Here is a 23,121-nt window from a genome sequence, read left to right on the forward strand (position 1 = left end):
GCATTTACCCACCCCTTTCGTTTTCCCGGGGCACCCGCCCGTGGAAAAGGCGCCAGTCCTTTTTCTTTCTTTTTACTTTCGGTATTTGACATTTCGAAAGAAAACACAGATCGTGCGCTGGCCCAACTGGAACCTCTGAATGGACGTCACCCTGCTTTCCGATGTGTCCGCCTGGCAGCGCCTTGGCGGAGCCGATACCGCTACCGAAATCGCGCAGCAGCCTGCGCTGTGGGAGGCCCTCGCACAGGACCTGTCGCGTGCCCGCGACCGCCTGCAGGCCTTCCTCGGCGACAGCCTCAATGATCCCAACCAGCGCGTGCTGTTCACCGGCGCCGGCAGCTCCGGCTTCATTGCCGAAATGGTGGCCGATGCAATCAACGCGCAATGGCCGGCCGATGTGCGCGTGGTGCATACCACCAGCCTGCTGACCCACCCGGCGCTGTACCTGCAGCGCGAGCGCCCGACCCTGCTGGTCTCGTTCGGCCGCAGCGGCTCCAGCCCGGAAAGCGTGGCGGCGGTGGACCGCGTGCGCAGCGACGTGGATGACGCGCGCTTCCTCGACATCACCTGCAATGCCGATGGCGAACTGGCCCGTCGTGGCGCCGGCCGTGCCGATACCTGCACCCTGCTGATGCCGTCGGCCAGCTGCGACCGTGCCTTCGCCATGACCAGCAGCCTGACCTGCATGCTGCTGGCCGCACTGACCGTGTTCGATCGTTCGCCGTGGGATGCGCGCGTGGCGCGCCTGAAGCAGATTGCAGCGCTGGCCAGCGAAGGCCAGGCACAGTGGGATGCTCCGGTGGCGGCGCTGGCGCAGCGCCCGTTCAACCGCATCATCTATCTCGGCAGCGGCCCGCTGGAAGCGCTGGCACGCGAGTGCGCACTGAAGGTGCTGGAGCTGACCGCCGGCCGCGTGCTGGCGCTGGCCAACACGCCGCTGGGCTTCCGCCACGGCCCGAAGTCGACGCTGGACGGCAACACCCTGGTGGTGGTGGTGCGCAGCGTGCAGCCGCTGGCGCGCCGCTTCGAACAGGACCTGCTGGAAGAACTGCGCCGCGATGGCGTGGCCGGGCAGGTACTGGCGATCGGCCCGCATTCGGATATCGGCGCCGATGACGAGTACACCCTTACCGTACCGGCACTGGATGATCCGTGGCTGGCGCCGGTGTGGCTGGGCTTCGCGCAGCTGTTCGCGCTGCAGCGCTCGGCTGCGCTCGGCCTGACCCCCGACAACCCGTTCCCGGACGGCACCGTCAACCGCGTCGTCAAGGGCGTCACCATCCACCATGGCTGAGCTGATCGCCCACGCCTGCTACGGCATCGACATCGGCGGCACCAAGATCGAGCTGGTGGCGTGCGATGCGGCGATGCAGGTCACCTGGCGCCGCCGGGTGGCCACGCCGCAGGGCGACTACGACGGTTTCCTGCAGGCGGTGGTGACCCTGGTCGCCGAGGCCGATGCCGCGCTGGGCCGCAGTGATGCGGCCATCGGCATCGCTCTACCCGGCGTGCGCGACCGCCGCAGCGGCCGCCAGCTCAGCGCGAACGTGCCTGCGTTGACCGGGCACAGTGTGGCCGCCGACCTGCAGGCACGCCTGCAACGTCCGCTGCATTTCGGCAATGACCTGCAGTGCTTTGCCCTGTCTGAAGCACACGGCGGTGCGGCCGACGGCTATCCCAGCATGTTCGGCGCCATCCTCGGCACCGGCGCGGGTGGTGGTTTCTGCCTGCAGGGCCGCCTGCTGTCCGGTTTCAACGGGCTGGCCGGCGAATGGGGCCACTGGAGCGTGCCCGGTCATCTGCTGCAGCGCCACGGCCTGCCGCTGATCGACTGCGCCTGTGGCCTGCAGGGCTGCGTGGAGCGCTATGTGTCCGGCAGTGGCGTGGCGATGATCGAACGCCACCTCGGTGGCAGCGCCGCCGATGCCAGCGCGGTGATTGCATTGGCCGAAGCCGGCGACGCCCGCGCGCGCAAGGCGCTGGACATCCATCGCGACCTGCTCGGCCATAGTCTGGCCGCGCTGGTGCTGGCGCTGGACCCGCACGTGATCGTGCTCGGCGGCGGTCTTTCGCAGTACGCGCCGCTGTACCAGCAACTGCCCGACGCCATCGCCGCCCATCTGTTCAAGGGTGTGCAGGTGCCACCGATCGTGCCACCACGCTTCGGCGATGCCGGTGGCGCACGTGGTGCTGCCCTGCTCGCCTGCCAACCCTCGTTTTCCTGATGTCCGGAGCCTGACCATGTCCCCGTTGCAGACCCTGCTTGCTTCCCACCGCGCCGGCCATAACGTCGGCCTGTACAGCGTCTGCTGCAGCAACGAGCAGGTGCTGCGCGCGGCCATGCACGTGGCGCTGGCACACGGCACCGTGCTGCTGATCGAGGCCACCTCCAACCAGGTCGACCAGTTCGGCGGCTACACCGGCATGACCCCGCCGGAGTACCGCGATTACGTCGGCACCCTGGCCGATGAGGAAGGCTTCCCGCGCGAACGGCTGATCCTGGGCGGTGACCACCTCGGCCCGAATGCCTGGCAGAAGCGCCCGGCTGCCGAAGCGATGACCCACGCGCGCGTGCTGATCGAGGCCTACGTCGCTGCCGGCTTCCACAAGATCCACCTGGACTGCAGCATGTCCTGCGCCGATGACCCGGTGCCGCTGCCCGATGCCACCGTCGCCGCGCGTTCGGCCGAGCTGGCCGAGATCGCCGAACGCACCGCCGCCGAGCACGGCCTGCCGCCGCCGGCCTACGTGATCGGTACCGAAGTGCCGATTCCCGGTGGCGAAGCCTCGCTGGCCGAAGGCCTGCAGGTGACCACGCCGGCCGCCGCCGCGCAGACCCTGGCCATCCACCAGCAGGCGTTCGATACGCCGCAGCTGCGCCAGGCGTGGCAGCGCGTGATTGCGATGGTGGTGCAGCCGGGCGTGGACTTCGACCACAGCAGCGTGCACGAGTACGACGCGGCCGCCGCCAGCACGCTGGTCGGCTTCCTCGAACAGCAGCCGCGCATCGTGTTCGAAGCGCATTCCACTGACTACCAGCGCGAAAGCGGCCTGCATGCACTGGTGCGCGACCACTTCGCCATCCTCAAGGTCGGCCCGGCCGCCACCTTCGCCTACCGCGAAGCACTTTTCGCGCTGGCCGCGATCGAGGCTGAACTGCTGCCGGCCGCACAGTGCTCGCGCCTGCCGCAGGTGCTGGACGAGGTGATGGTGGCGCAGCCGAAGTACTGGCAGTCCTATTACCAGGGCGATGAGGCCGCGCTGCGCCTGTTGCGCAGTTACTCCTTCAGCGACCGCTGCCGCTACTACTGGGGCGAGCCGGCGCTGGTGCAGGCGGTGCAGACTCTGTTCGCCAACCTGGAGCAGCATGCGCCGCCGCTGGTGCTGCTTAGCCAGTACCTGCCGGAGCAGTACCGCGCCGTGCGCGAGGGCCGCCTGGCCAACACGCCCACCGCACTGGTGCAGCACCGTATCGGCCTGTGCCTGGGCGAATACGCCCGCGCCTGCAGCGCCAACCAAGCCGGAACCCGCGCGCAGAACGCAGGTTCGGCTGCCGCCGTTGCTGCGAACGGCTAATCTCCCCCCTTTCCCCGCGAAACCGAGAATGGCCATGCGCAACACCCGCTCCCGCCGGCAACAGATCCTGCAGCTGCTGATCGAGCACGGCTCGGTGCAGGTGGCCGATCTGGTCGAGCGCTTCGGCGTGTCGGCGGTGACCATCCGTGCCGACCTGACCCACTTCGAGTCGCAGGGCCTTGCCAACCGCACCCACGGCGGCGCCACCCTGGTACGCACGCCGCCACAGGAACAGGACATCCACGAGAAGGACGCGCTGAACCTGCCGCTGAAGGAATCGATCGGTGCGCGCGCCGCGCGCCTGGTACAGCCCGGCGACAACATCATCATCGATTCCGGCTCGACCACGATGACCTTGGCCCGCCACCTGCGCGCGCATCGCGATGTAACGGTGATGACCAACGGCCTGAACATCGCCTGGGAACTGGCCAATGCGGCCGGCATCACCGTGCTGCTGACCGGTGGTCTGCTGCGCCAGCAGTCGCTGTCGCTGCAGGGCAGCCAGGCCGAAGCCAGCCTCAACTCGTACAGCTTCGACACCCTGTTCCTGGGCGTGGATGGCCTGGACCTGCAGTTCGGCCTGACCACCCACGATGAAGCCGAAGCCCGCCTCAACCACCGCATGGTCGAGCGCGCACGCCGTATCGTGGTGCTGACCGACGCCTCCAAATTCGGCCGCGTCAGCCTGCACCGCATCGCCCTGCTGGATCAGATCCACGCCATCATCACCGACGCCGGCATTGACGACGCAACCCGTGAGGGGCTGCAACGGCTGGGCATCGAAGTGATCATCGCCGAGCCCGCCGCATGACCGACACCCGCACCCTGCATGGCCGCATCCTCACCCCGCTGGGTTGGCGGCGTGGCTACGTCCACTTCGATTCGCAGGTGCGCCAGCTGCAGGTGGATGACCACAGCGGTGCTGACGACCTGCAGCTGCCGGTGATCCTGCCCGGCTTCATCGACCTGCATGTGCATGGCGCGGCCGGCGTGGACCTGATGCAGGGCGGCGACGTGGCACGCACCATCGCCCGCACCCATCTGCGCTTCGGTACCACCACGCTGCTGGCGACCACCATGACCGCCGGGCTGGACGAGATCGAGCACGCGCTGCAGGGCGTGGCCGCCACCATGGCGGCACCCGATGCAGACGCCGCCAGCATCGTCGGTGTGCATCTGGAAGGACCGTTCATCAGCCCGCAGCGTCTGGGTGCGCAGCCCAATCGTACGATCGAGGCGACGCTGGCGCTGGTGCAGCAGCTGCACGCACTGGCTCCGATCCGGGTAATGACGCTGGCACCGGAGATCGGCGAGCACACCGCATTGATTCCCGCGCTTTCGGCAATGGGCATCCGCGTGCAGCTCGGCCACAGCGCTGGCACCTACGAGGAAGGCGTGGCCGCGCTGCAGGCCGGTGCCTCCGGCTTCACCCACCTGTTCAACGGCATGACCGGCGTCGATCACTATCGCCCGGGCATTGCGGCGGCGGCGCTGGCACATGCGCAGTACGCCGAGATCATTCCCGACCTGCAGCACATCCACCCCGGCGTGATCCGCCTTGCCGCGCGAGCGATTCCGCGCCTGTACGCGGTGACCGACGCCACCGCCGCCACCGGCATGCCCGATGGCGAGTACGCCTTGGGCGAACAGCGCGTGCACAAGTGCGGCGGCTGCGTGCGCCTGGCGACCGGCTCGCTGGCCGGCAGTGCACTGACCATGGACCAGGCGCTGCGCAACCTGGTGCGTGTGGGCCTGGAGCTGGCCGATGCCTCGCAACGTGTTTCCACCTTCCCGGCCGCGTATCTCGGCATGGACGATCGCGGCCGCATTGCGCCCGACGCCCGCGCCGACCTGGTGGTGCTGGATGCCGAACTGCGCCTGCAGCAGGTGGTGGTGGGCGGGCGGGTAGTTGATTTGAACGCCGCAAACGCCTGATATCTGCGTTTTTGTAGAGCCGAAGGCAATGGCAGGAGCCATTGCCAACGTCGCTTGCGACGGCCCGGAAGGTGCCGATCAGGACGATCGGCATAGCCATGCTCGGCTCACCGCGCGAAGCGCGGCATGGAGAACCTCAATATCGGAACGGAAAGCAGCCGAGCATGGCTCGGCTCTACATGAAGCGCGCAAGCGCAATGCCTCAGCCCCGCACCATCCCCGTTATTCCAGGAATACGCCGATGACCGCAGCCGCCGCACCTGCCGTACCCGCTTCCACCGCTCCGCGCTGGCCCGTACGCTACCTGCTCTTCATCGGCGGCCTCGGTGGCCTGCTGTACGGCATCGACATCGGCATCATCGCGGGCGCCCTGCCCTATCTTGAAGCCACCGCCAGCCACGCCTGGCAGCTCAGCAGCCAGCAGCTCGGCTTCGTCGTGGCGGCGGTGCTGCTGGGCAGCGTGCTGTCCTCGCTGTTCGCCGGCATGGTCGCCGACCTGATCGGTCGCCGCGGTGCGATGCTGCTGGCCGGCCTGCTGTTCACCGCCTCGATCCCGATCATGGCACTGGCCTCCGGCTACACGCCGCTGCTGCTGGGACGCCTGCTGCAGGGCATCAGTGGCGGTTTGATCGGCGTGGTGATTCCGCTGTACCTGGCCGAAGTGCTCAGCCCCGAGCGACGCGGGCGCGGCGCGGCCATGTTCCAGCTGCTGCTGACCATCGGCCTGGTGCTGGCGGCGCTGATCGGCCTCTATCACGCGCATGCGGTGGATGCCGCCGCTGAAGCCGTGCGCTCATTGCCGGTGGCGCAGCAGGCGCAGGAGCTGTTTGCGGTGAAGGACCACGCCTGGCGCACCATCTTCTGGACCTGCCTGGCACCGGGCCTGCTGTTCTGCGCCGGCATCTTCTGGCTGTCCGAATCGCCGCGCTGGCTGGTGCGTCGCGGCCGCATCGATGATGCCCGCCGCAGCCTGCAGCGCGTGCTGCCCGCTTCGGAGGTCGAGCCGACGCTCGCACAGATCCAGGCGCCGGAATCCAGCAGCAACAGCGGCAAGCGCGACCCGCTGCTCAGCCGCCGCTATGTGGTGCCGTTCGTGCTCGCCTGCGTGGTCCTGGCCTGCACCCAGGCCACTGGCATCAACTCGGTGCTGGCCTATGCGGTGAACATCCTCAACCAGGCCGGCCTGTCCGGCTCGGTGGCCAATGGCGCCGACGTGGCGATCAAGCTGCTCAACGCGGTAATGACCGTGGTCGCGCTGCTGCTGGTCGACCGCAAGGGCCGCAAGTTCCTGCTGATGCTTGGCAGTGGCGGCATCTGCGTGGCCCTGCTGGCCGCGGCGACACTGTTCTTCCAGGCCGAGCGCGGTCGCACCGACGTGCAGCCGCAGCTGCAGGCGGCGGTCAGCGGCGATGGCCTGCAGCTGGTACTGGACGATGCGCAGTGGCATCGCTTGGGCGCTGGCATCGACAGCGAAGGCCGGCCGATGCAGTTGACCGTCTCCTACGCCTACGGTGACTTCACCAATGTGCGTGCCCTGCGCAGCGACAACCTGATTGATCGCGAGCTGCGCATCGAGCGCGCCGGCACCGTGCAGCCGGACAGTGTGATCGGCGCGTTCTTCCGCAAACTCCATCTGAACCCGTTCGCCGACCCGGCCGCTGCGGCGCAGGCGCCGCTACGCATCGAACAGGCCCGCATCGGCCCGGTGCCGCCACCGGCACACGGCTGGGCAGTGGCCGCCTGCATCCTGGTGTTCGTCGCGTTCTTCGCGGTCGGCCCCGGCGTATGCGTGTGGCTGGCGCTGTCGGAGCTGATGCCGAACCGCATCCGCTCCAATGGCATGAGCATCGCGCTGCTGATCAACCAGTTCGTGTCGACCACCATCGCCGCGATCTTCCTGCCCACCGTGGGCCACTACGGCTACGCCAGCATGTTCGTGTTCTGGGCGGCGTGCACCTTCGTGTTCTTCCTGGTGGCCGCGTTCTGGCTGCCGGAAACCAAGGGCAAGTCGCTGGAAGAGATCGAAGCGCGGTTCGCCCGGTAGCGGTCGACCTGGGTCGACCTCCGCGCGCAGCGCGGGGGTATTGGCGCGCCCGTCATTCGCCCGTGATGTGCCTGGCCAGCTCCCGCGCCTCGGCAACGCTGGACAACCCGCTCAGCATCATCGATTCACCGAACGGCCCCTGCACCGTCGCCACCATCAGCACGCGGCCATCCACGCTGAGCGCCGCACGCTGGCCCACCAAGGCAGCGGTGCCATCGTGGATGCGCTGATGTGCCTCCGGCCGATAGCGGATCTGCAAGCCGGGCTGCTGGCTGGCGTCCAGCACATAGCGCACATCGGCGATGTCGGCACTGCCGGCAATCGGCGGCTCGCGCAGGGCCAGGGTCTCGCCCTGCCACTGCGCCGGCGTACCCTTGCCCGCCGCATCGACCGCACTCAGGCGCACTTCCACGCCGGGGCGTGGCGCATGATCTTTGCCTGCCAACGCACCGGGCGTAGCGCCCGGCATGCATCCGGTCAAGGCCAGCGCTGCGCCCAGCAGGAGCGGACGCGCGCCCCTCACTTCAGCTTCCGCAGCTTGAACGCCACCAGCACCTGCAACAGCCCGTACAGCAGGCTGCCGATACCGATCCACAGCGTGGTCACCGCCACGCCTGCATACGGGTTGGCCGCGAACAACAGGCCCAGCACCACCGCCAGCACGCCACTGAGAATCAGCAGCCACTCGCCCTGGATATGCTTGCGTACGCGGATCGCGAACACGATGCGATAGATGCCGGCCACCAGCAGCCATGCCGCCAGGAACAGCACCAGCACGCTGGCGGTGGCCAGCGGATTGATCACCGCCAGGATGCCGAAACCCAGCGAGGCGATGGCATACAGTGCCAGCCAGCCACGCGAGGCACCGCTGCCGCCGCTGACCAGTGCGAACAGGCTGATGACACCTTCAACGATGGCCATCACGCCCAGCGTCCACGCCAGTACCATCGCCGCCGACAGCGGCCAGCCGATGGCGATGATGCCGAAGCCCAGCGCGACCAGCCCATACAACAGCAGGATCCACCAGCTACGGCCGACCGCCGACAACAAGGGAGACAAGGGGGAATTCATGGCCACTCCTTCGATCCGGAACCGGGTTCATCCTAGCCCCTGGTGATGAAGAGGGCGATCACGGCGCCCGCGCGCAGACCCATACGCGCACCTCGTCCACTCCCACCCACCGCAGCGTCTCCGCAACCTCCATCACCGTGCTGCCGGTGGTCATCACATCGTCCACCACGGTCAGTCGCGGCGGCACCGGACCACGTACATCGAACGCATCGAACAGGTTTTCCCTGCGCTGTTCGGCCGTACGCTCGGACTGCGGCGCGGTATGCCGCCGCCGGTACAGCCCCTGCCAGACCGGCATCGGCAGCAGGCGGCACAGTTCGGCGGCCTGGTTGTAGCCGCGCTGGCGCAGGCGCCGCCTATGCAGCGGCACCGGCACCAGCGGCGGGCACCACCAGGGCGGCGGTGCGCGTTGCATCAACTGTGCGAGCAGGCGACCGGCGGCGAGGTCCTGATGGAACTTGTACCGCACCAGCAGCTGGTCGACCGGCGGCAGGTACAACAAGCTGGCATGGGTAGCGGCCTGCGGTGGCGCTTCCTCGCGGCAGCTGCCGCAGACGATCAGGGCGTTGTCCGGCAACGGCAATGCGCAGCGCAGGCAGGCGCGGCCGGCCCACGGCAGGTCGGCAAGGCAGGTGCGGCACAGGTCAAGATCATCGTGGCCCGGGTCGCCGCAGACCAGACACCGCAGTGGCAGGAGCACGCGAAGCAGCGCTGCGGGCCAATCCGCCGGTAGAGGGAGGTAGGCAAGAGGCATACCCCAACCTGCCCGCGCAACGATGCCGGAACCATCACCGGCAACCACACCGGACGGTCAGGAAAGCGGACGCAGTGCTGTCGGCCGTCTCATCGGGTCAGTCACGCAGGGAGGCCCGCCAGGCCACCAGGGCGGCGGCGGCGCGCTGGGTCCTGTGCTCATCCGGATTGACGCCCATCTCATTGCGGGCCATGCCGGCAAGGGCCGCACACACTTCCTGTTCGCCTGCACCGCGCAGCAGCTGGGACTCGATGCGATCTGCGTAGGCCGCGTACTCGCCACGGCAGTCCGGATTGGCCTGGATGCCTATTGGATCCCATACGTAGTGCAGGACTTCATCCACCGCTCGGCCCAGTGCACCGCGCCTGCGGTCTGCCGCCTGGCGGACCTCCTTCCAGTGTGGCGTGTTGTGCAGTGCCTCGAACGGCATCGGCACTGGCGACAACAGGTAGGAGATGCCGTCTTCGTCCTGCTTGACATGCCAGACGCCAACACCAACATCCGCCATGTGCTCGGACAGCGGGAAAACGAAGGCGGGCAGCCACAACAGCTCGATGCGGCCATCTCCCTGCCAGCCCAGCGCGGTGAACATCCCGGCTGCGGTCTCCCGGTAGGCCTGCGCGGCAGGCTCGCCGACCAGTTGCCCCGGATCCAGCATGAACACCCGGTTGTCGATGTACTCGACCACGCTGCCATGGAACTCGCGCAAGCGCTCGGGCGGATAATCGATGACCTGTTCAGGGGCGATGGTGTAACTCACTTCGTGAAATCCTTTCCGCTGGAAGGCGAGTGCGGCGCCACGGCGGGCATCATCAACACCTCCGCCAGACCACGATAGATCGGCACGCGGCACACCAGCCCGGACACGCCGCGCGCGATCAGCACCGTGGCCAGGATCGGCAGCAGCAGATCGCCGCTGTCGGTCAGCTCCAGCGAAATCACCGCCGAGGTCAGCGGTGCCTGGGTGACGCCGGTCAGATAGGCGCACATGCCCAACAGCACGAACGCACGCGGATCCACACCCGGCATCAGCACCGCGAGGTTGTGCCCAAGGCCGGCACCGACCGCCAGCGCCGGCGAGAACAGGCCACCGGGGATGCCCGCCACGTAGGACGCCAGATTCGCCAGCAGCTTCATCAGACCGAATTCATGGCCCACCATCGCCTGCCCCTGCACCAGGCTGCGCGCCTGCTCGTAGCCGGTGCCGAACGCGCCTTCGCCGAAGACCAGGGCGAGCAGTACCACCACCAGACCGCAGCCTGCGGCCAACAGAACCGGATGCCGCTGCCGCAGTTGCCCGAGCCAACGCGGGCGGCCCGCCGCACTGGCCAGCACTGCGCGTGCGAACAGCCCGCCCAGCAAGCCCGCCACCACGCCGCACAACAGGATCGCCAGCCAGCCCTGGCCCAGCGGCAGGCGTGCGCTCACATGGCCGAAGTAGGTGTAGTTGCCCAGCAGGCCAAGCGACACCACGCCACCAACGATCACTGCGGTCAGCAAGGTGCCGGAAAACCGATGCTCGAAACGGCCGCTGAGCTCCTCGATGGCAAAAACGATACCGGCCAGCGGCGTGTTGAATGCCGCCGCGATGCCTGCCGCGCCACCGGCCAGCAGGAAGTGCGAGAGCTCGCGCGGGTCCTTGAAGCCAAACCAGCGGCCGAACAGGTACATCAGGCTGGCACCCACATGCACGGTGGGCCCTTCGCGCCCGACCGACGCGCCGCCGAGCAGCGACAACGAGGTCAGCAGCAGCTTGCCCGCCGAGACCGCGGGCGAAAGATTGGTCCTGCGGAACGACTCATCCGGCTTGTCCAACGCGGCGATGACCTGCGGAATGCCGCTGCCCCGCGTGGGCTTCAGCACGCCCGCGGTCAACCAGGCCAACAGCGCGAAGATGCCGGGCGTAAGCAGCAGGGCCCACCACGGCGAGTGCGCGGTGATGCGCTGGAACAGATGGAAGGCCGCGTCGCTGGCCTTGGCGAACAGGATGGCCACCAGTGCCACGGCCACGGCGCCGCCCCAGAGCGCGGCACGGCGACGCCAGGCCTCGCTGAGAACCAGCGCGGTGATGCGGCCGCGGAGGCGGTGGAGATCGGTCATGCGGGGCAGTCTGGACGCTGCGGAGGAAGGCGGACAGCGGGTACTGTGGCTGAAGGCCTTGCAGGATGTGGTGAATACGCTCACGCGCCGGGAACCGCATGCTTTGGCAGCAATGGCACGCCGTCCCACATGCGTGAAGGCCGGCCGATTCCTACCGGGTTCGTCCACCGCGCCTCGTGGAGGTAGCATTGCAGCCGCTGCCCTCTGGGGAGGGGTGCAGCTCCGCCGGCAACGAAAGGCCGCCACCGCTCGTCATCGCGGTAGCGCTTGCCAGCACCTGCGTGCCGACATCTGCGTGAATTGCTTCGTTCTCGACATCCTCAATGACAATGGAGTGTGAGATGAATGCCTACGACCCGCTGGATCACATCATCCATCTTCGTGATGGCACGCTGCAGGAATCAGACCTTCGCCGGATTGTCGGTCGCGCGCTGCAGGCCAGGTCACCTTCCGGAATCGTCATCCATGTACATGGCGGCCGTGTTTCGCAGAAGCGTGGACGGCGCATCGCAGAAACCCTGCATGACCCCTATGTGCGGGCACAGGCCTACCCCTTGTTCTTCGTCTGGGAAACGGGTGACATCGAAGCTCCGTTGAACAACCTGGGCGAGATCCTGGGTGCAGTACTCGCCAAACTGCTCTTCAGGAAAGTCCAGGACAAGATCCTGGAAAAGCTCGGCGGTGAACAGGCATTCACGCCCGGCATGAAGATCCTCAACGCCGCGCCACCCGACGAGGAAAGCCTTTCGGCAGATCTCGCACAGGAGTTCGCTGAAGATCCCGAGGTGAACCAGGCCCTTGCCGAGGCCCGGGAGGATTACAGGGAGGCGACGCTGACGCCCGTAAACAAGATGCTGGCACATGAACCGCCAGCCGAACACGCGGCCATCGTCAACGAGCGCACGGCAATGGAACTGTTTGGCACTCCGTCACCCAACAAGGCCGTAGCATTGAACTGGATCGCGCTGGCCATCAAGGTGGCCAGACTGGTGATACGCGTATGGCAACGCCAGCACAGTGGCCGGGGGCGGCCAGGTGCCGTCTCCGCCGTGATCGTGGAAGAAGTACTGCGAGAGTTCTATCTCGATGACGTGGGGCGCATCGGCTGGTGGAATCCCATGAAGAAGGATGCACAGGATTCATTCGACGGCCCGGCATCGGGTGGCGTCAGATTCCTGCGCGAGCTGCACAGGCAGTTGCAGTCCGAAGCCTCTGTTCCCCGCATCACGCTCGTCGGCCACAGCGCCGGCAGCATCTTCCTGTGCGAGCTGTTGGACCAGGCAGCGCAGATCCTTCCGGATCTGACGTTCGACCTTATTCTCGAAGCGCCTGCGGTGACGTGTCGTCGGTTCGCGCATGCCATCTCGAAGCACGAGAACCGCATCGGGAGGTTCCGGCAATTGGCGATGAGGGATGCCGACGAAGCCAGCGAGCGTTCACTGTTCTTTCCCGGTTCGCTGCTCTACATCGTGTCCAACATCTTCGAAGATGCTGCCGATGAGCCTCTGCTCGGCATGGAACGCTTCTTCACCCGGGAGAGCGTCTATAGCAACTCTGCGGCGTGGGCAGACATCTCGGCCTGCCAGGCGTTCTTCGCCCGGAAAGGAGAAAGCGCGGTGAGCTGGTGGACCCTTGATGACCTCAATGCCGACCAGCGCGAAGGTTGGGGCCACGGCTACTTCGATGACGGTCCCTTCATCCTCGGCAAGGTGACCGCGTTGATCAGCGAAACACCGCACACGCCTTGATGCCGATCACTTTTCGCGCTCGACGACAGAAGCAACGCGCCGGGCGGGATCGCCCGGAGTGCAAACACTGTAAACCATGTGAACATGAATATTGTTGACAGCCTGCGCACGCCCACCCACACTGCCGCCCTCGCTCCACTCGTACCCAGGGTCCCGCCATGGCTGCTGCCATCCGCCACGACTGGCAACACGACGAACTGCAGGCGCTGTTCGATCTGCCGTTCCCCGAGCTGCTGTTCCGCGCCGCAGCGGTCCATCGCGAGCACTTCGACCCAGCCCAGGTGCAGGTCTCCACGCTGCTGTCGGTGAAAACCGGTGGTTGCCCGGAAGACTGCGCGTACTGCCCGCAGGCGCAGCGCTACAACACCGGGGTGAACGCGCAGAAACTGATGGAGACCGACGCAGTGCTGGCCAAGGCACGCCAGGCCAAGGCCGCCGGTGCCTCGCGCTTCTGCATGGGTGCCGCGTGGCGTTCGCCGAAGGACCGCGACATCCCGAAGGTGGCGGCGATGATCGCCGGGGTGAAGGCGCTGGGCCTGGAGACCTGCGCCACGCTGGGCATGCTCAGTGGCGGGCAGGCGCGTGCGCTGAAGGATGCGGGACTGGACTACTACAACCACAACCTCGACACCGCGCCGGACTACTACGATTCGATCATCCACACGCGCCAGTACCAGGACCGCCTGGATACGCTGGAGCACGTGCGCGATGCTGGCCTGAAGACCTGCTGCGGCGGCATCGTCGGCATGGGCGAGACGCGCGCGCAGCGTGTCGGCCTGCTGCTGGCGCTGGCCACGTTGCCGGCGCATCCCGATTCGGTACCGATCAACAAGCTGGTGCAGGTGGCGGGCACGCCGCTGCATGGCAGCGCCGAACTGGACCCGTTCGAGTTCGTGCGCATGATCGCGGTGGCACGCATCGTCATGCCGCGCTCGATGGTGCGGCTGTCGGCCGGTCGCGAGGCGATGAGCGATGAACTGCAGGCGCTGTGCTTCGTCGCTGGTGCCAATTCGATCTTCTACGGCGACAAGCTGCTGACCACCGGCAACCCGGAGAGCGAGCGCGACCTGGCGCTGTTCGCGCGGCTGGGACTGCAGCCGATGGCGGTGCAGGTGGATGCCGAGGGCCACGACCACGGCGGTACCGTGCACGCCGATATCAGCGCCGATGCGCCCGGCTGTGGCTGCGCTCACGCGGCCTGAGACGGGACACAGGCAGGCGTCGCGGCAACGCGCTACCCTAGCCGCCCCGTCGTCGCATTCAGCCACCATGGCCCGCCCCGACCTGACCGCCCGCCTCCACGCCCAGCGCGCCCTGCGCGATGCCCAAGGCCGTCGCCGCACGCGGCGCACGGTCACCCGTCGTGATGGCGTACGCCTGGAAGTGGACGGCCAGTGGCTGACCGGCTTCTGCAGCAACGACTACCTGGGCCTGGCCCAGCAGTTCAGCGTGGTCAACGCGTTGCAGGACGCCGCCGCACGCGAAGGCGCTGGCGCCGGTGCCTCGCACCTGGTCTGTGGTCACCACGCCATGCACGAAGCGCTGGAACGCGAAGTGGCCGAGTGGCTGGGCTATCCGCGTGCGCTGCTGTTCGGCAGTGGCTTCGCCGCCAACCTGGCGGTTCAGCAGGCACTGCTGAGCGAAGAGAACGACGTCTGCGTGCAGGACAAGCTCAACCACGCCAGCCTGCTCGATGCCACGCGGCTGGCCGGTGCACGCCTGCGCCGCTATCCGCACCTGGATACCGAAGGTGCAATGCGTCAGCTCAAGCACGCGCCCGATGGCGCGGCCATGCTGGCCACCGACGGTGTCTTCAGCATGGATGGCGACATCGCACCGCTGCGCGCTTTGTCGCTTGTGGCACGCCTGCAGCAGGCGCTGTTCTACGTCGATGACGCGCACGGTGTGGGCGTGGTCGGTGATGGTCGCGGCGCCGTCGCGGCCGCTGGCCTGAGCGTGGACGATGTGCCGCTGCAGCTGGTCACGCTGGGCAAGGCACTGGGCGGTTCCGGCGCGCTGGTGCTGGGCCGCGACGACCTGATCGAGCATCTGGCCGAAACCGCACGTCCCTACATCTACACCACCGCCGTGCCACCGGCGATGGCAGCGGCGGCCCTGGAAGCAGTACGCCTGGCGCGCCGCGACCACTGGCGCCGCACCAAGCTGACCGACCTGATCGCGCTGTTCCGCAGTGAAGCGCGTCGCCATGGCCTGGACCTGATGGCTTCGGAAACGCCGATCCAGCCGCTGCTGTGCGGTGATGACCATACCGCCGTGGCGATGTCCACGGCGCTGGAACAGGCCGGCTGGCTGGTCGGTGCGATCCGCCCGCCGACGGTGCCGGAAGGCAAGGCACGCTTGCGCGTGACGCTGTCCGCGCTGCATACGCCGGAACAGGTGCGTGGCCTGGTGGAGGCCATCGCCAACGCGCGCGATCGCGTGACCCTGGCCGTGCGTGAAGCCGCGCCACCGCCGCTGCCCGCCTTTGCCTGAGTTCCGTGTAGTTCCCCATGCATATTGAAGTGACCGGCCGTGGGCCGGACCTGGTACTGATCCATGGCTGGGCCCTGCAGGGCGGTGTGTTCGCGCCGCTGGTGCAGCGCCTGGCGGACCAGTTCACCCTGCACCTGGTCGACCTGCCCGGCCATGGTCACAGCCGCGACGACACCACGCCGCTGCGCCTGCCGTTCGTGGTCAATGCCATTGCCGCGGCCACGCCGCCGGCGGTGTGGTGTGGCTGGTCGCTGGGCGGCCTGTTCGCGCTGCATGCGGCGGCCACCCTGCCGAAGGTGCGCGGGCTGGCGATGATCGCCGCCACGCCGCGCTTCGTGCGTGGCGAAGACTGGCCGCACGCGGTGGAACCGGCGGTGTTCGAACAGTTCGGGCGCGAGCTGGCCAGCGACTTCGGTGGCACCCTGGAGCGCTTCTTGGCGCTGGACGTGATGGGCTCGGCGCACGCCCGCGAGGAGCTGCGCACATTGCGCCAGCGCCTGGTCGAGCGCGGTGCACCCACCGAGCGCGCGCTGCTGGAGGGCCTGCGGCTGCTGGAAAGCACCGACCTGCGTGGCGCGCTGCCGACGCTGGGCAAACCCAGCCTGTGGATCGCCGGCCAACGCGACCGGCTGGTCTCACCGGCAGCGATGCAGGCCGCCGCGGCACTGGCCCTGGGCGGGCAGGCGCTGACCATCGCCCACGGCGGCCATGCGCCCTTCCTCGGCCATGCCGACGAAGTGGCCGCCGCCCTGCAACACTTCGTTGCCGGCCTGTCACCGGCCGATGGCGGACAATGAGCGCCTTCCGAATTCCGCAGGACTGACGCATGGATCTGGGTATCAATGGCCGCTGGGCACTGGTCTGCGGCGCAAGCAAGGGGCTGGGCCTGGGCTGCGCGCGTGCGCTGGTGCGCGAGGGCGTCAACGTGGTGATCATGGCTCGTGGTGAAGCTGCGCTGCAGGTCGCCGCTGAAGAGCTGCGCGCGCTGGCCGGCGCCGCCGAGGTACGCGCGGTCGTCGCCGACGTCACCACCGAGGCCGGCCGTACCGCAGCGCTGGCCGCGTGCCCGCAGGTGGACATCCTGGTCAACAACGCCGGTGGCCCGCCGCCCGGTGATTTCCGCACCTTCGAGCGTGACGACTGGATTGCCGCGCTGGACGCCAACATGCTGGCGCCGATCGCGCTGATCCGCGCCACCGTCGACGCGATGATCGAACGCGGCTTCGGCCGCATCGTCAACATCACCTCATCGGCGGTGAAAGCCCCGATCGACATTCTGGCGCTGTCCAATGGTGCGCGCAGTGGCCTGACCGGCTTCGTCGCCGGCCTGTCGCGCCGCACCGTGGCCCACAACGTCACCATCAACAACCTGCTGCCCGGCCAGTTCGACACCGACCGCCTGCGTGCCAACTTCGCCCACAGTGCCGGCAAGGACGGCGATGCTGGCGAAGTGGCCGAACGCCGCCGCCAGCAGATCCCCGCCGGCCGCTTCGGCACGCCGGATGAATTCGGCGCCGCCTGCGCGTTCCTTTGCAGCGCACAGGCCGGTTACCTCACCGGGCAGAACCTGCTGATCGATGGCGGCGCCTACCCCGGTACGTTCTAAGAGACTTTCGCAATGCCGTCCCACTTCGATGCCCGCCATGTCCGCCGCGCGTTCGCCCGCGCCGCCAACAGCTATGACGCCGCCGCCGCCCTGCAGCGCGAGGTGCAGTCGCGGCTGATCGAATCGCTGGACTACCTGGAGGCACGCAAGCCCGAGGTGGTGCTGGACATCGGTGCCGGTACCGGACACGCCAGCGCGCTGATGAAGAAGCGCTGGCCGAAGGCGCAGGTGATCGCGCTGGACGTGGCGCTGCCGATGCTGGACCAGGCCAAGCGCCAGGCCGGCTGGTGGAAGCCGTTCCAGCGCCTGTGCGGTGACGCCGCCGCGCTGCCGCTGGCCGACAACAGCGTGGACGTGATCTTCAGCAACCTGTGCCTGCAGTGGGTGGACGACCTGCCGGCGGTGTTCGCCGGGTTCCGTCGCGTACTCAAGCCGGGCGGCCTGCTGGTGTGTTCCACCTTCGGCCCGGAAACGCTGGTCGAGCTCAACGAAGCATTCGCCGCTGCCGATGACCGCCCGCACGTGAGCCGCTTCGCGCAGATCGCCCAGTTCGGCGATGCGCTGATGATGGCCGGCTTCCGCGACCCGGTGCTGGACCGCGACCTGTTCACCCTGACCTACGACGACCTGCCGTCGCTGATGCGCGAACTGCGTGCGATGGGCGCGACCAATGCCCGCGTCGACCGCCGCCACACGCTGACCGGGCGTGGCCGCTTCGCTGCTGCTGCGGCCGCCTACGAGCCGATGCGCCGCGCCGACGGCAAGCTGCCGAGCAGTTGGGAGGTGATCTATGCCCACGCCTGGGCGCCGGACCCGGGCGCGCCGATCCGCGAAGGTGGGCATGACGTGGCATCGGTGCCGGTGTCGGCGATTCCGATCCGGCGCAGGCAGACCTGATCGTCCGGTAGTGCCGGCCGCTGGCCGGCAACCTAATGATTCCATGGTGGGCATCTGCCGGCCAGCGGCCGGCACTACCGCATGCCACGCCGTACGCGAATCGCTCTGGTAGGTGCCAACCTTGGTTGGCACTCACCCAAGGCAGTCTTCCGCCTCAGGTATTGGCCGGCGAACTCAGCGGCGGGCGCACCAGATCGCGGTGGAAGAAGTAGATCTCCTGCACCAGGAAGCGCCAGCTGGTGTGGAAGCTGCGGAAGCGCGTGCTGGGCGTGGACGAGGCCAGCGCGTCGATCCCCAGTGCCTTGCTCAGGCGCAGCGCGCGCGCCATGTGCAGCGGGTCACTGACAATGATCACCCGGTGCAGGTCACGCTGCTCCATCAACCGCTTGGCTTCGACCAGATTCTGCACGGTGTTGCGCGAGGCGGTCTCGATCAGGATCGCATCGTCCGGGATGCCGTGCTTGAGCGCGTAGCGTCGCGCCACCTGTGATTCGGAAAAGCGTGCACCGGTGCCGCCATAGCCACCGGTGAAGATCAGCAGCGGCGCGTAGCGGGCCTCGTACAGGTCCAGGCCATGGCGGATGCGTTCTTCGAACACCGGTGATGGCTTGGCGTCATAGGCCGCCGCACCCAGCACGATGATGGCGTCGGCCTTGGCGGCCTGGTCGCGTTCACCAACCCACACGATCCACGCGGTCACGCCCAGCAGCCAGATCACCAGCAGGACAAACAGCCGCCACAGCCAGCCCAGCAGGCCGGTGCGATGCCGCTGCCGGTCGCGGCTCACGGCGCCCCCCAGCGCAGCGCTGGCAGGTCGACGTTGCCGCCGGACAGCACCAGCCCGACGCGCAGCCCTGCAAAGCGCTCAGGTTGCGCCAGCACTGCGGCCAGCACGGTGGCCGAGGACGGTTCGACCACCTGCTTGAGGACCTCCCACAACAGGCGCATCGCGGCCATTGTCGCCACGTCGTCGACCACGATCACTTCGGCGCCGGCCGCGCGCAGCAGCGCGAAGTTGGGTGCGCCGATCAGGGTGCGCAGTCCATCGCAGATCGTGTCCGGGGTGAACGCGCCCAGACGCTCGCCTGCAGCCAGCGAGCGCGCGGTGTCATCGGCGCCGGCCGGTTCGGCCAGCACCAGCCGGGTCTGCGGGCTGGCGTGCTGCAGGGCCAGCGCAGTGCCGCTGGCGAGGCCGCCGCCGCCCACCGGCACCACCAGCACGTCGAACGGGCCGTCGCTGTGCAGCAGTTCCAGGGCAGCAGTGCCCTGCCCGGCCATCACCGCCGGATCGGTATAGGGGTGGACCAGGGTCGCGCCGGTATCGGCCTGCACCTTGGCGCAGGTGGCTTCACGGTCGGCGATGGTCGCCGGGCAGTGCCAGAGCGTGGCGCCATGCCGGGCAATATTGGCCAGCTTGGCCGCCACCGCGCCTTCCGGCACCACCACATGGCAGGGAATGCCCCGGGTGCGCGCGGCCAGCGCCAGCGCGGCGCCATGGTTGCCGGAGGAATGGGTCACCACGCCGGCACCGGCGCGGCCGGCATCCAGCGACCACACCGCATTGCAGGCACCGCGGAACTTGAACGCGCCACCACGCTGAAGGTGCTCGGCCTTGAAGGCCAGCTGTGCCCCGGCCAGCGCATCGAGCGTGTGCGAGCGCAGCACCGGGGTCACGCTGGCATGCGGGGCGATCCTCGCGGCAGCAAGCAGGACGTCGTCGGCGCGGGGCAACAGTGAATCGCTCATGACGCAAGATTAACGTATGCCCCCGCGCTGGCGACCGGGGCACAGGTCATGCCAGCATGCGGGCCTTCACCTCCATTCATCCTGGCCGGTGGAATTAAGGGTCGATTCAATGCCCGCGCACGAAGCTGACTGCACACCCGTCCTCTGGGGGGACCCACCATGAAAACGCGCTTGATGCTTGCCGGTGGCCTGATGCTGGCCCTGACCGGCTGCACCACCTACGACTACGTCGGCGGTGGCCGCGGTGGCGGCTACTACCACGGTGCGCCGTCGGTGGAATACCGCTACCCGGCCGGCTATCCCTACAACTCCGGCTACCCGTACTACGGCGGCTATGGCGGTTACTACGGTGGCTACGGCAATCCGTACTACTCGCGCCCGATCTACCGCCCGCCGCACAACCACCGCCCGCCGCCGCGTCCGGGCAATGGTGGCGAGAACCGTCCGCCGCCGTCGCGCCCGTCCTACAACGGGGGTTCGCCGTGGCGGAACATGGATTCGATGCGACGCCCGCCGCAGTCCAACGTGCAGCCGTCGGCGCCCCCGCCGCAGGCCCGTCCGGCGCCGGCGCCGAGCGCACCGAGGATGAACGGTTCCCCCTGGCGCAACATGGATCGTGGGACGCAGCGCACAGTTGAGCGCTGAACCGTCTTGCATTTCACACGGTCTAAGCCGCAATCTACGGGGATGGTGACGGCCCGCGTCACAAAGTGACAAAAACGACACGGGCCGCCGCAAAAAGCTCTACGTCGATATCCGACAGGAACATCTGGATCCCCCCTGTTCCGGCCCTGTCGGATGTCGGCACCTCTGAAGGCAGACGGCCCCGCAATGCGGGGCCGTTTGTTTTGCCGGGTCGCCAACCGGCGAGAGCCCCAGCTTCAATAGATCCACGCCATGCGTGGATGGAGCTTTCCCGGTGACCCCAAAAAAACAGGGCCGGACAGTCCCCCGACTGCCGGCCCCCTGCTCCCCCACCGTGCGCCTGTACCGGCCCCTGTTCCAATTCCGGTCACGGGCGCCTACGGCGCCAGCCACGGTGGGTGCTATTGGGTTATCTGCAAAAATCCTGCCAACTTTAGGGCTGATTTCGACACCAGGCGGCTGGCGACGACGTCCCGGCCCGGAATGGCGCTAAAATCGCCACCCCGGCGCCGCCCCCGGCCGCGCCCGCCCCCAGCTGAACAGCACCCATGAACCCGTCCTTCCATCGTTACGACGTCATCGTCATCGGCGGTGGCCACGCTGGCACCGAAGCCGCGCTGGCCGCGGCCCGCACCGGCGTGCGCACCCTGCTGCTGACCCACAACATCGAGACGGTGGGCGCGATGAGCTGCAACCCGGCCATCGGCGGCATCGGCAAGGGCCACCTGGTCAAGGAAATCGACGCGCTTGGCGGCGCGATGGCGCATGCCGCCGACCGCGCCGGCATCCAGTGGCGCACGCTCAACGCCTCCAAGGGTCCGGCCGTGCGTGCCACCCGCTGCCAGGCCGACCGCAACCTGTACCGCATGGCGATCCGCGCGATCGTCGAAGGCCAGGCCAACCTGACCGTATTCCAGGCCGCCGTCGATGACCTGGTGATCGAGGGCGACGCCGTGCGCGGGGTCATCACCCAGACCGGCCTGCGTTTCGACGCCGAGGCCGTGGTGCTGACCGCCGGCACCTTCCTGGCCGGCAAGATCCATGTCGGGCCGACCCAGTACGCCGCCGGCCGCATGGGCGACCCGCCGGCCACCACGCTGGCCGCGCGCCTGCGCGAGCGCCCGTTCCAGGTCGACCGCCTGAAGACCGGTACGCCGCCGCGCATCGACGGCCGCTCGCTGGACTACAGCGTGATGGACGAGCAGCCCGGCGATACGCCGCGGCCGGTGATGTCCTTCCTCGGCTCTGTGGACGAGCATCCGCAGCAGGTCAGCTGCTGGATCACCCACACCACCGAGCAGACCCACCAGATCATCCGCGACGCGCTGCACCGCTCGCCGCTGTACAGCGGCCAGATCGAAGGCATCGGTCCGCGCTACTGCCCGTCCATCGAAGACAAGGTGGTGCGCTTCGCCGAGAAGGCCAGCCACCAGATCTTCGTCGAACCCGAAGGCCTGGGCATCGTCGAGATCTATCCCAACGGCATCTCCACCTCGCTGCCGTTCGACGTGCAGCTGGAGATGGTGCGCAGCATCCGCGGTTTCGAGAACGCGCACATCACCCGTCCCGGCTATGCGATCGAGTACGACTTCTTCGATCCACGCGGGCTGAAGGCCTCGCTGGAAACCAAGCTGGTCAACGGCCTGTTCTTCGCCGGCCAGATCAACGGCACCACCGGCTATGAAGAAGCGGCCGCGCAGGGCCTGCTGGCCGGCCTCAACGCCGCGCGCCAGGTGCGCGGGCTGGACGGCTGGTGCCCGCGCCGCGACGAGGCGTACCTGGGCGTACTGGTGGATGACCTGATCACCCACGGCACCAACGAGCCGTACCGCATGTTCACCAGCCGCGCCGAGTACCGGCTGCAGCTGCGCGAAGACAACGCCGACCAGCGCCTGACCCCGGTCGGCCGCGGGATGGGCCTGGTCGATGATCACCGCTGGAGCGCGTTCGAGACCAAGCAGGCTGCGGTGGACGCCGAGCGCGCCCGGCTGGGCGCGCTTTGGGCGACCCCGGCCAATGCACTGGGCCGCGAAGTGAACGAAACACTGGGCGTGGCGGTCAGCCGCGAAACCAACGTGCTGGACCTGATCAAGCGCCCCGAGCTGGATTACGCCACGCTGATGCAGGTGCCCTCGCTGGGCCCGGCAGTGGCCGACGGCAAGGTGGCCGAGCAGGTGGAGATCGGCGTGAAGTACGCCGGTTACCTGGATCGCCAGCGCGATGAGATCGAGCGCCAGCAGCGGCATGAGGCCACGCCGATCGCTGAAGCCTTCGATTACGCGACCGTGCGCGGGCTGTCGGCCGAAGCACTGCAGAAGCTGGAGCGTGTGCGGCCGCAGACCATCGGTCAGGCGCAGCGCATCCCGGGCATGACCCCGGCAGCGATCTCGCTGCTGCTGGTGCACCTGGAACGCGCACGCCGGGGACGCGTGGCGTAAAGCGTGTGGTAGCGCCGGGGCGTGCCCGGCGAGCGCAGCGGTACGCGAAAATCCGCCGGGCATGGCCC

At 68.0% G+C, this 23,121-nt stretch carries 21 protein-coding genes; 14 read left to right on the forward strand and 7 right to left on the reverse strand.

Translation table 11 applies throughout. The annotated features are described in order from the left end of the window. Window positions 1–139 precede the first annotated feature (139 nt). From AC0Z6F_RS18850 to AC0Z6F_RS18875, 6 genes are all read left to right on the forward strand, one after another. The gene (locus tag AC0Z6F_RS18850; protein WP_153676154.1) at window positions 140–1,294 is read left to right on the forward strand and encodes an SIS domain-containing protein; all 1,155 of its coding nucleotides are present in this window, start codon (window positions 140–142) and stop codon (window positions 1,292–1,294) included. Then, window positions 1,287–2,225: an ROK family protein gene (locus AC0Z6F_RS18855; protein ID WP_006399924.1), complete on the forward strand. Its 939-nt coding sequence runs from the start codon at window positions 1,287–1,289 to the stop codon at window positions 2,223–2,225. Before AC0Z6F_RS18850 ends, AC0Z6F_RS18855 begins: the two co-directional genes overlap by 8 nt. Window positions 2,226–2,241: 16 nt before the next feature. After that, entirely contained in the window at window positions 2,242–3,576 is a 1,335-nt protein-coding gene (locus tag AC0Z6F_RS18860; protein ID WP_485617412.1) for a D-tagatose-bisphosphate aldolase, class II, non-catalytic subunit, read from the forward strand. Window positions 3,577–3,610: 34 nt separating this feature from the next. Beyond that, window positions 3,611–4,387, forward strand: coding sequence for a DeoR family transcriptional regulator (locus tag AC0Z6F_RS18865; protein WP_012512390.1), 777 nt, complete (start codon window positions 3,611–3,613; stop codon window positions 4,385–4,387). Beyond that, a complete protein-coding gene (gene nagA / locus AC0Z6F_RS18870) occupies window positions 4,384–5,511 on the forward strand; it encodes an N-acetylglucosamine-6-phosphate deacetylase (protein WP_012512391.1) in 1,128 nt (375 codons plus the stop codon). The genes AC0Z6F_RS18865 and nagA overlap by 4 nt, the downstream gene beginning before the upstream one ends. Before the next feature lie 241 nt (window positions 5,512–5,752). Further along, window positions 5,753–7,555 carry an MFS transporter gene (locus AC0Z6F_RS18875; RefSeq protein WP_012512392.1) on the forward strand — a complete coding sequence of 601 codons (1,803 nt, stop codon included), beginning with the start codon at window positions 5,753–5,755 and terminating at the stop codon, window positions 7,553–7,555. Between the two features lie 52 nt (window positions 7,556–7,607). Here AC0Z6F_RS18875 and AC0Z6F_RS18880 read toward each other — a convergent pair whose 3' ends face one another. The 5 genes from AC0Z6F_RS18880 to AC0Z6F_RS18900 all read right to left on the reverse strand — a co-directional run bounded on the left by AC0Z6F_RS18880 (window position 7,608) and on the right by AC0Z6F_RS18900 (window position 11,480). Continuing rightward, window positions 7,608–8,078: a SecDF P1 head subdomain-containing protein gene (locus tag AC0Z6F_RS18880; RefSeq protein WP_041864601.1), complete on the reverse strand. Its 471-nt coding sequence runs from the start codon at window positions 8,076–8,078 to the stop codon at window positions 7,608–7,610. Then, window positions 8,075–8,626 carry an HdeD family acid-resistance protein gene (locus AC0Z6F_RS18885; RefSeq protein ID WP_012512394.1) on the reverse strand — a complete coding sequence of 184 codons (552 nt, stop codon included), beginning with the start codon at window positions 8,624–8,626 and terminating at the stop codon, window positions 8,075–8,077. Before AC0Z6F_RS18885 ends, AC0Z6F_RS18880 begins: the two co-directional genes overlap by 4 nt. A gap of 58 nt (window positions 8,627–8,684) precedes the next feature. Beyond that, a complete protein-coding gene (locus AC0Z6F_RS18890; RefSeq protein WP_012512395.1) occupies window positions 8,685–9,380 on the reverse strand; it encodes a ComF family protein in 696 nt (231 codons plus the stop codon). A 97-nt stretch (window positions 9,381–9,477) separates the two neighbouring features. Continuing rightward, window positions 9,478–10,140, reverse strand: coding sequence for a hypothetical protein (locus tag AC0Z6F_RS18895; protein ID WP_012512396.1), 663 nt, complete (start codon window positions 10,138–10,140; stop codon window positions 9,478–9,480). Further along, window positions 10,137–11,480 (reverse strand): chloride channel protein, encoded by a 1,344-nt coding sequence (locus AC0Z6F_RS18900; RefSeq protein ID WP_012512397.1) that lies wholly within the window; start codon window positions 11,478–11,480, stop codon window positions 10,137–10,139. The genes AC0Z6F_RS18895 and AC0Z6F_RS18900 overlap by 4 nt, the downstream gene beginning before the upstream one ends. 341 nt (window positions 11,481–11,821) lie before the next feature. Here AC0Z6F_RS18900 and AC0Z6F_RS18905 point away from each other — a divergent pair, with 341 nt between their 5' ends. The 6 genes from AC0Z6F_RS18905 (at window position 11,822) to bioC (ending at window position 18,224) form a co-directional block, all read left to right on the forward strand. Further along, window positions 11,822–13,228 (forward strand): hypothetical protein, encoded by a 1,407-nt coding sequence (locus AC0Z6F_RS18905; RefSeq protein WP_012512398.1) that lies wholly within the window; start codon window positions 11,822–11,824, stop codon window positions 13,226–13,228. Between the two features lie 158 nt (window positions 13,229–13,386). Continuing rightward, on the forward strand, window positions 13,387–14,430 hold the full coding sequence (gene bioB / locus AC0Z6F_RS18910) for a biotin synthase BioB (protein WP_006400133.1): 1,044 nt from the start codon (window positions 13,387–13,389) through the stop codon (window positions 14,428–14,430). Window positions 14,431–14,497: 67 nt separating this feature from the next. Continuing rightward, complete coding sequence (gene bioF / locus AC0Z6F_RS18915; protein WP_012512399.1) at window positions 14,498–15,721, forward strand: 8-amino-7-oxononanoate synthase; 1,224 nt, start codon at window positions 14,498–14,500, stop codon at window positions 15,719–15,721. A 17-nt stretch (window positions 15,722–15,738) separates the two neighbouring features. Continuing rightward, the gene (gene bioH / locus AC0Z6F_RS18920) at window positions 15,739–16,518 is read left to right on the forward strand and encodes a pimeloyl-ACP methyl ester esterase BioH (protein ID WP_012512400.1); all 780 of its coding nucleotides are present in this window, start codon (window positions 15,739–15,741) and stop codon (window positions 16,516–16,518) included. A gap of 29 nt (window positions 16,519–16,547) precedes the next feature. After that, on the forward strand, window positions 16,548–17,327 hold the full coding sequence (locus tag AC0Z6F_RS18925) for an SDR family oxidoreductase (RefSeq protein ID WP_012512401.1): 780 nt from the start codon (window positions 16,548–16,550) through the stop codon (window positions 17,325–17,327). Between the two features lie 12 nt (window positions 17,328–17,339). After that, window positions 17,340–18,224 (forward strand): malonyl-ACP O-methyltransferase BioC, encoded by an 885-nt coding sequence (gene bioC / locus AC0Z6F_RS18930; RefSeq protein ID WP_012512402.1) that lies wholly within the window; start codon window positions 17,340–17,342, stop codon window positions 18,222–18,224. A gap of 154 nt (window positions 18,225–18,378) precedes the next feature. On the opposite strand, the gene AC0Z6F_RS18935 is transcribed toward bioC, so the two are convergent. Both AC0Z6F_RS18935 and AC0Z6F_RS18940 read right to left on the reverse strand, forming a co-directional pair. Beyond that, the gene (locus AC0Z6F_RS18935; protein WP_041864602.1) at window positions 18,379–19,023 is read right to left on the reverse strand and encodes a YdcF family protein; all 645 of its coding nucleotides are present in this window, start codon (window positions 19,021–19,023) and stop codon (window positions 18,379–18,381) included. Next, complete coding sequence (locus tag AC0Z6F_RS18940; RefSeq protein WP_012512404.1) at window positions 19,008–19,970, reverse strand: pyridoxal-phosphate dependent enzyme; 963 nt, start codon at window positions 19,968–19,970, stop codon at window positions 19,008–19,010. Before AC0Z6F_RS18940 ends, AC0Z6F_RS18935 begins: the two co-directional genes overlap by 16 nt. 159 nt (window positions 19,971–20,129) lie before the next feature. Here AC0Z6F_RS18940 and AC0Z6F_RS18945 point away from each other — a divergent pair, with 159 nt between their 5' ends. Together AC0Z6F_RS18945 and mnmG are read left to right on the forward strand one after the other, a co-directional pair. Beyond that, the gene (locus AC0Z6F_RS18945) at window positions 20,130–20,615 is read left to right on the forward strand and encodes a hypothetical protein (RefSeq protein ID WP_012512405.1); all 486 of its coding nucleotides are present in this window, start codon (window positions 20,130–20,132) and stop codon (window positions 20,613–20,615) included. A 548-nt stretch (window positions 20,616–21,163) separates the two neighbouring features. Beyond that, on the forward strand, window positions 21,164–23,053 hold the full coding sequence (gene mnmG / locus AC0Z6F_RS18950; RefSeq protein WP_485617406.1) for a tRNA uridine-5-carboxymethylaminomethyl(34) synthesis enzyme MnmG: 1,890 nt from the start codon (window positions 21,164–21,166) through the stop codon (window positions 23,051–23,053). Window positions 23,054–23,121 lie beyond the last annotated feature (68 nt).

This window comes from Stenotrophomonas sp. 1L-E-5-B-C3, assembly GCF_057292075.1.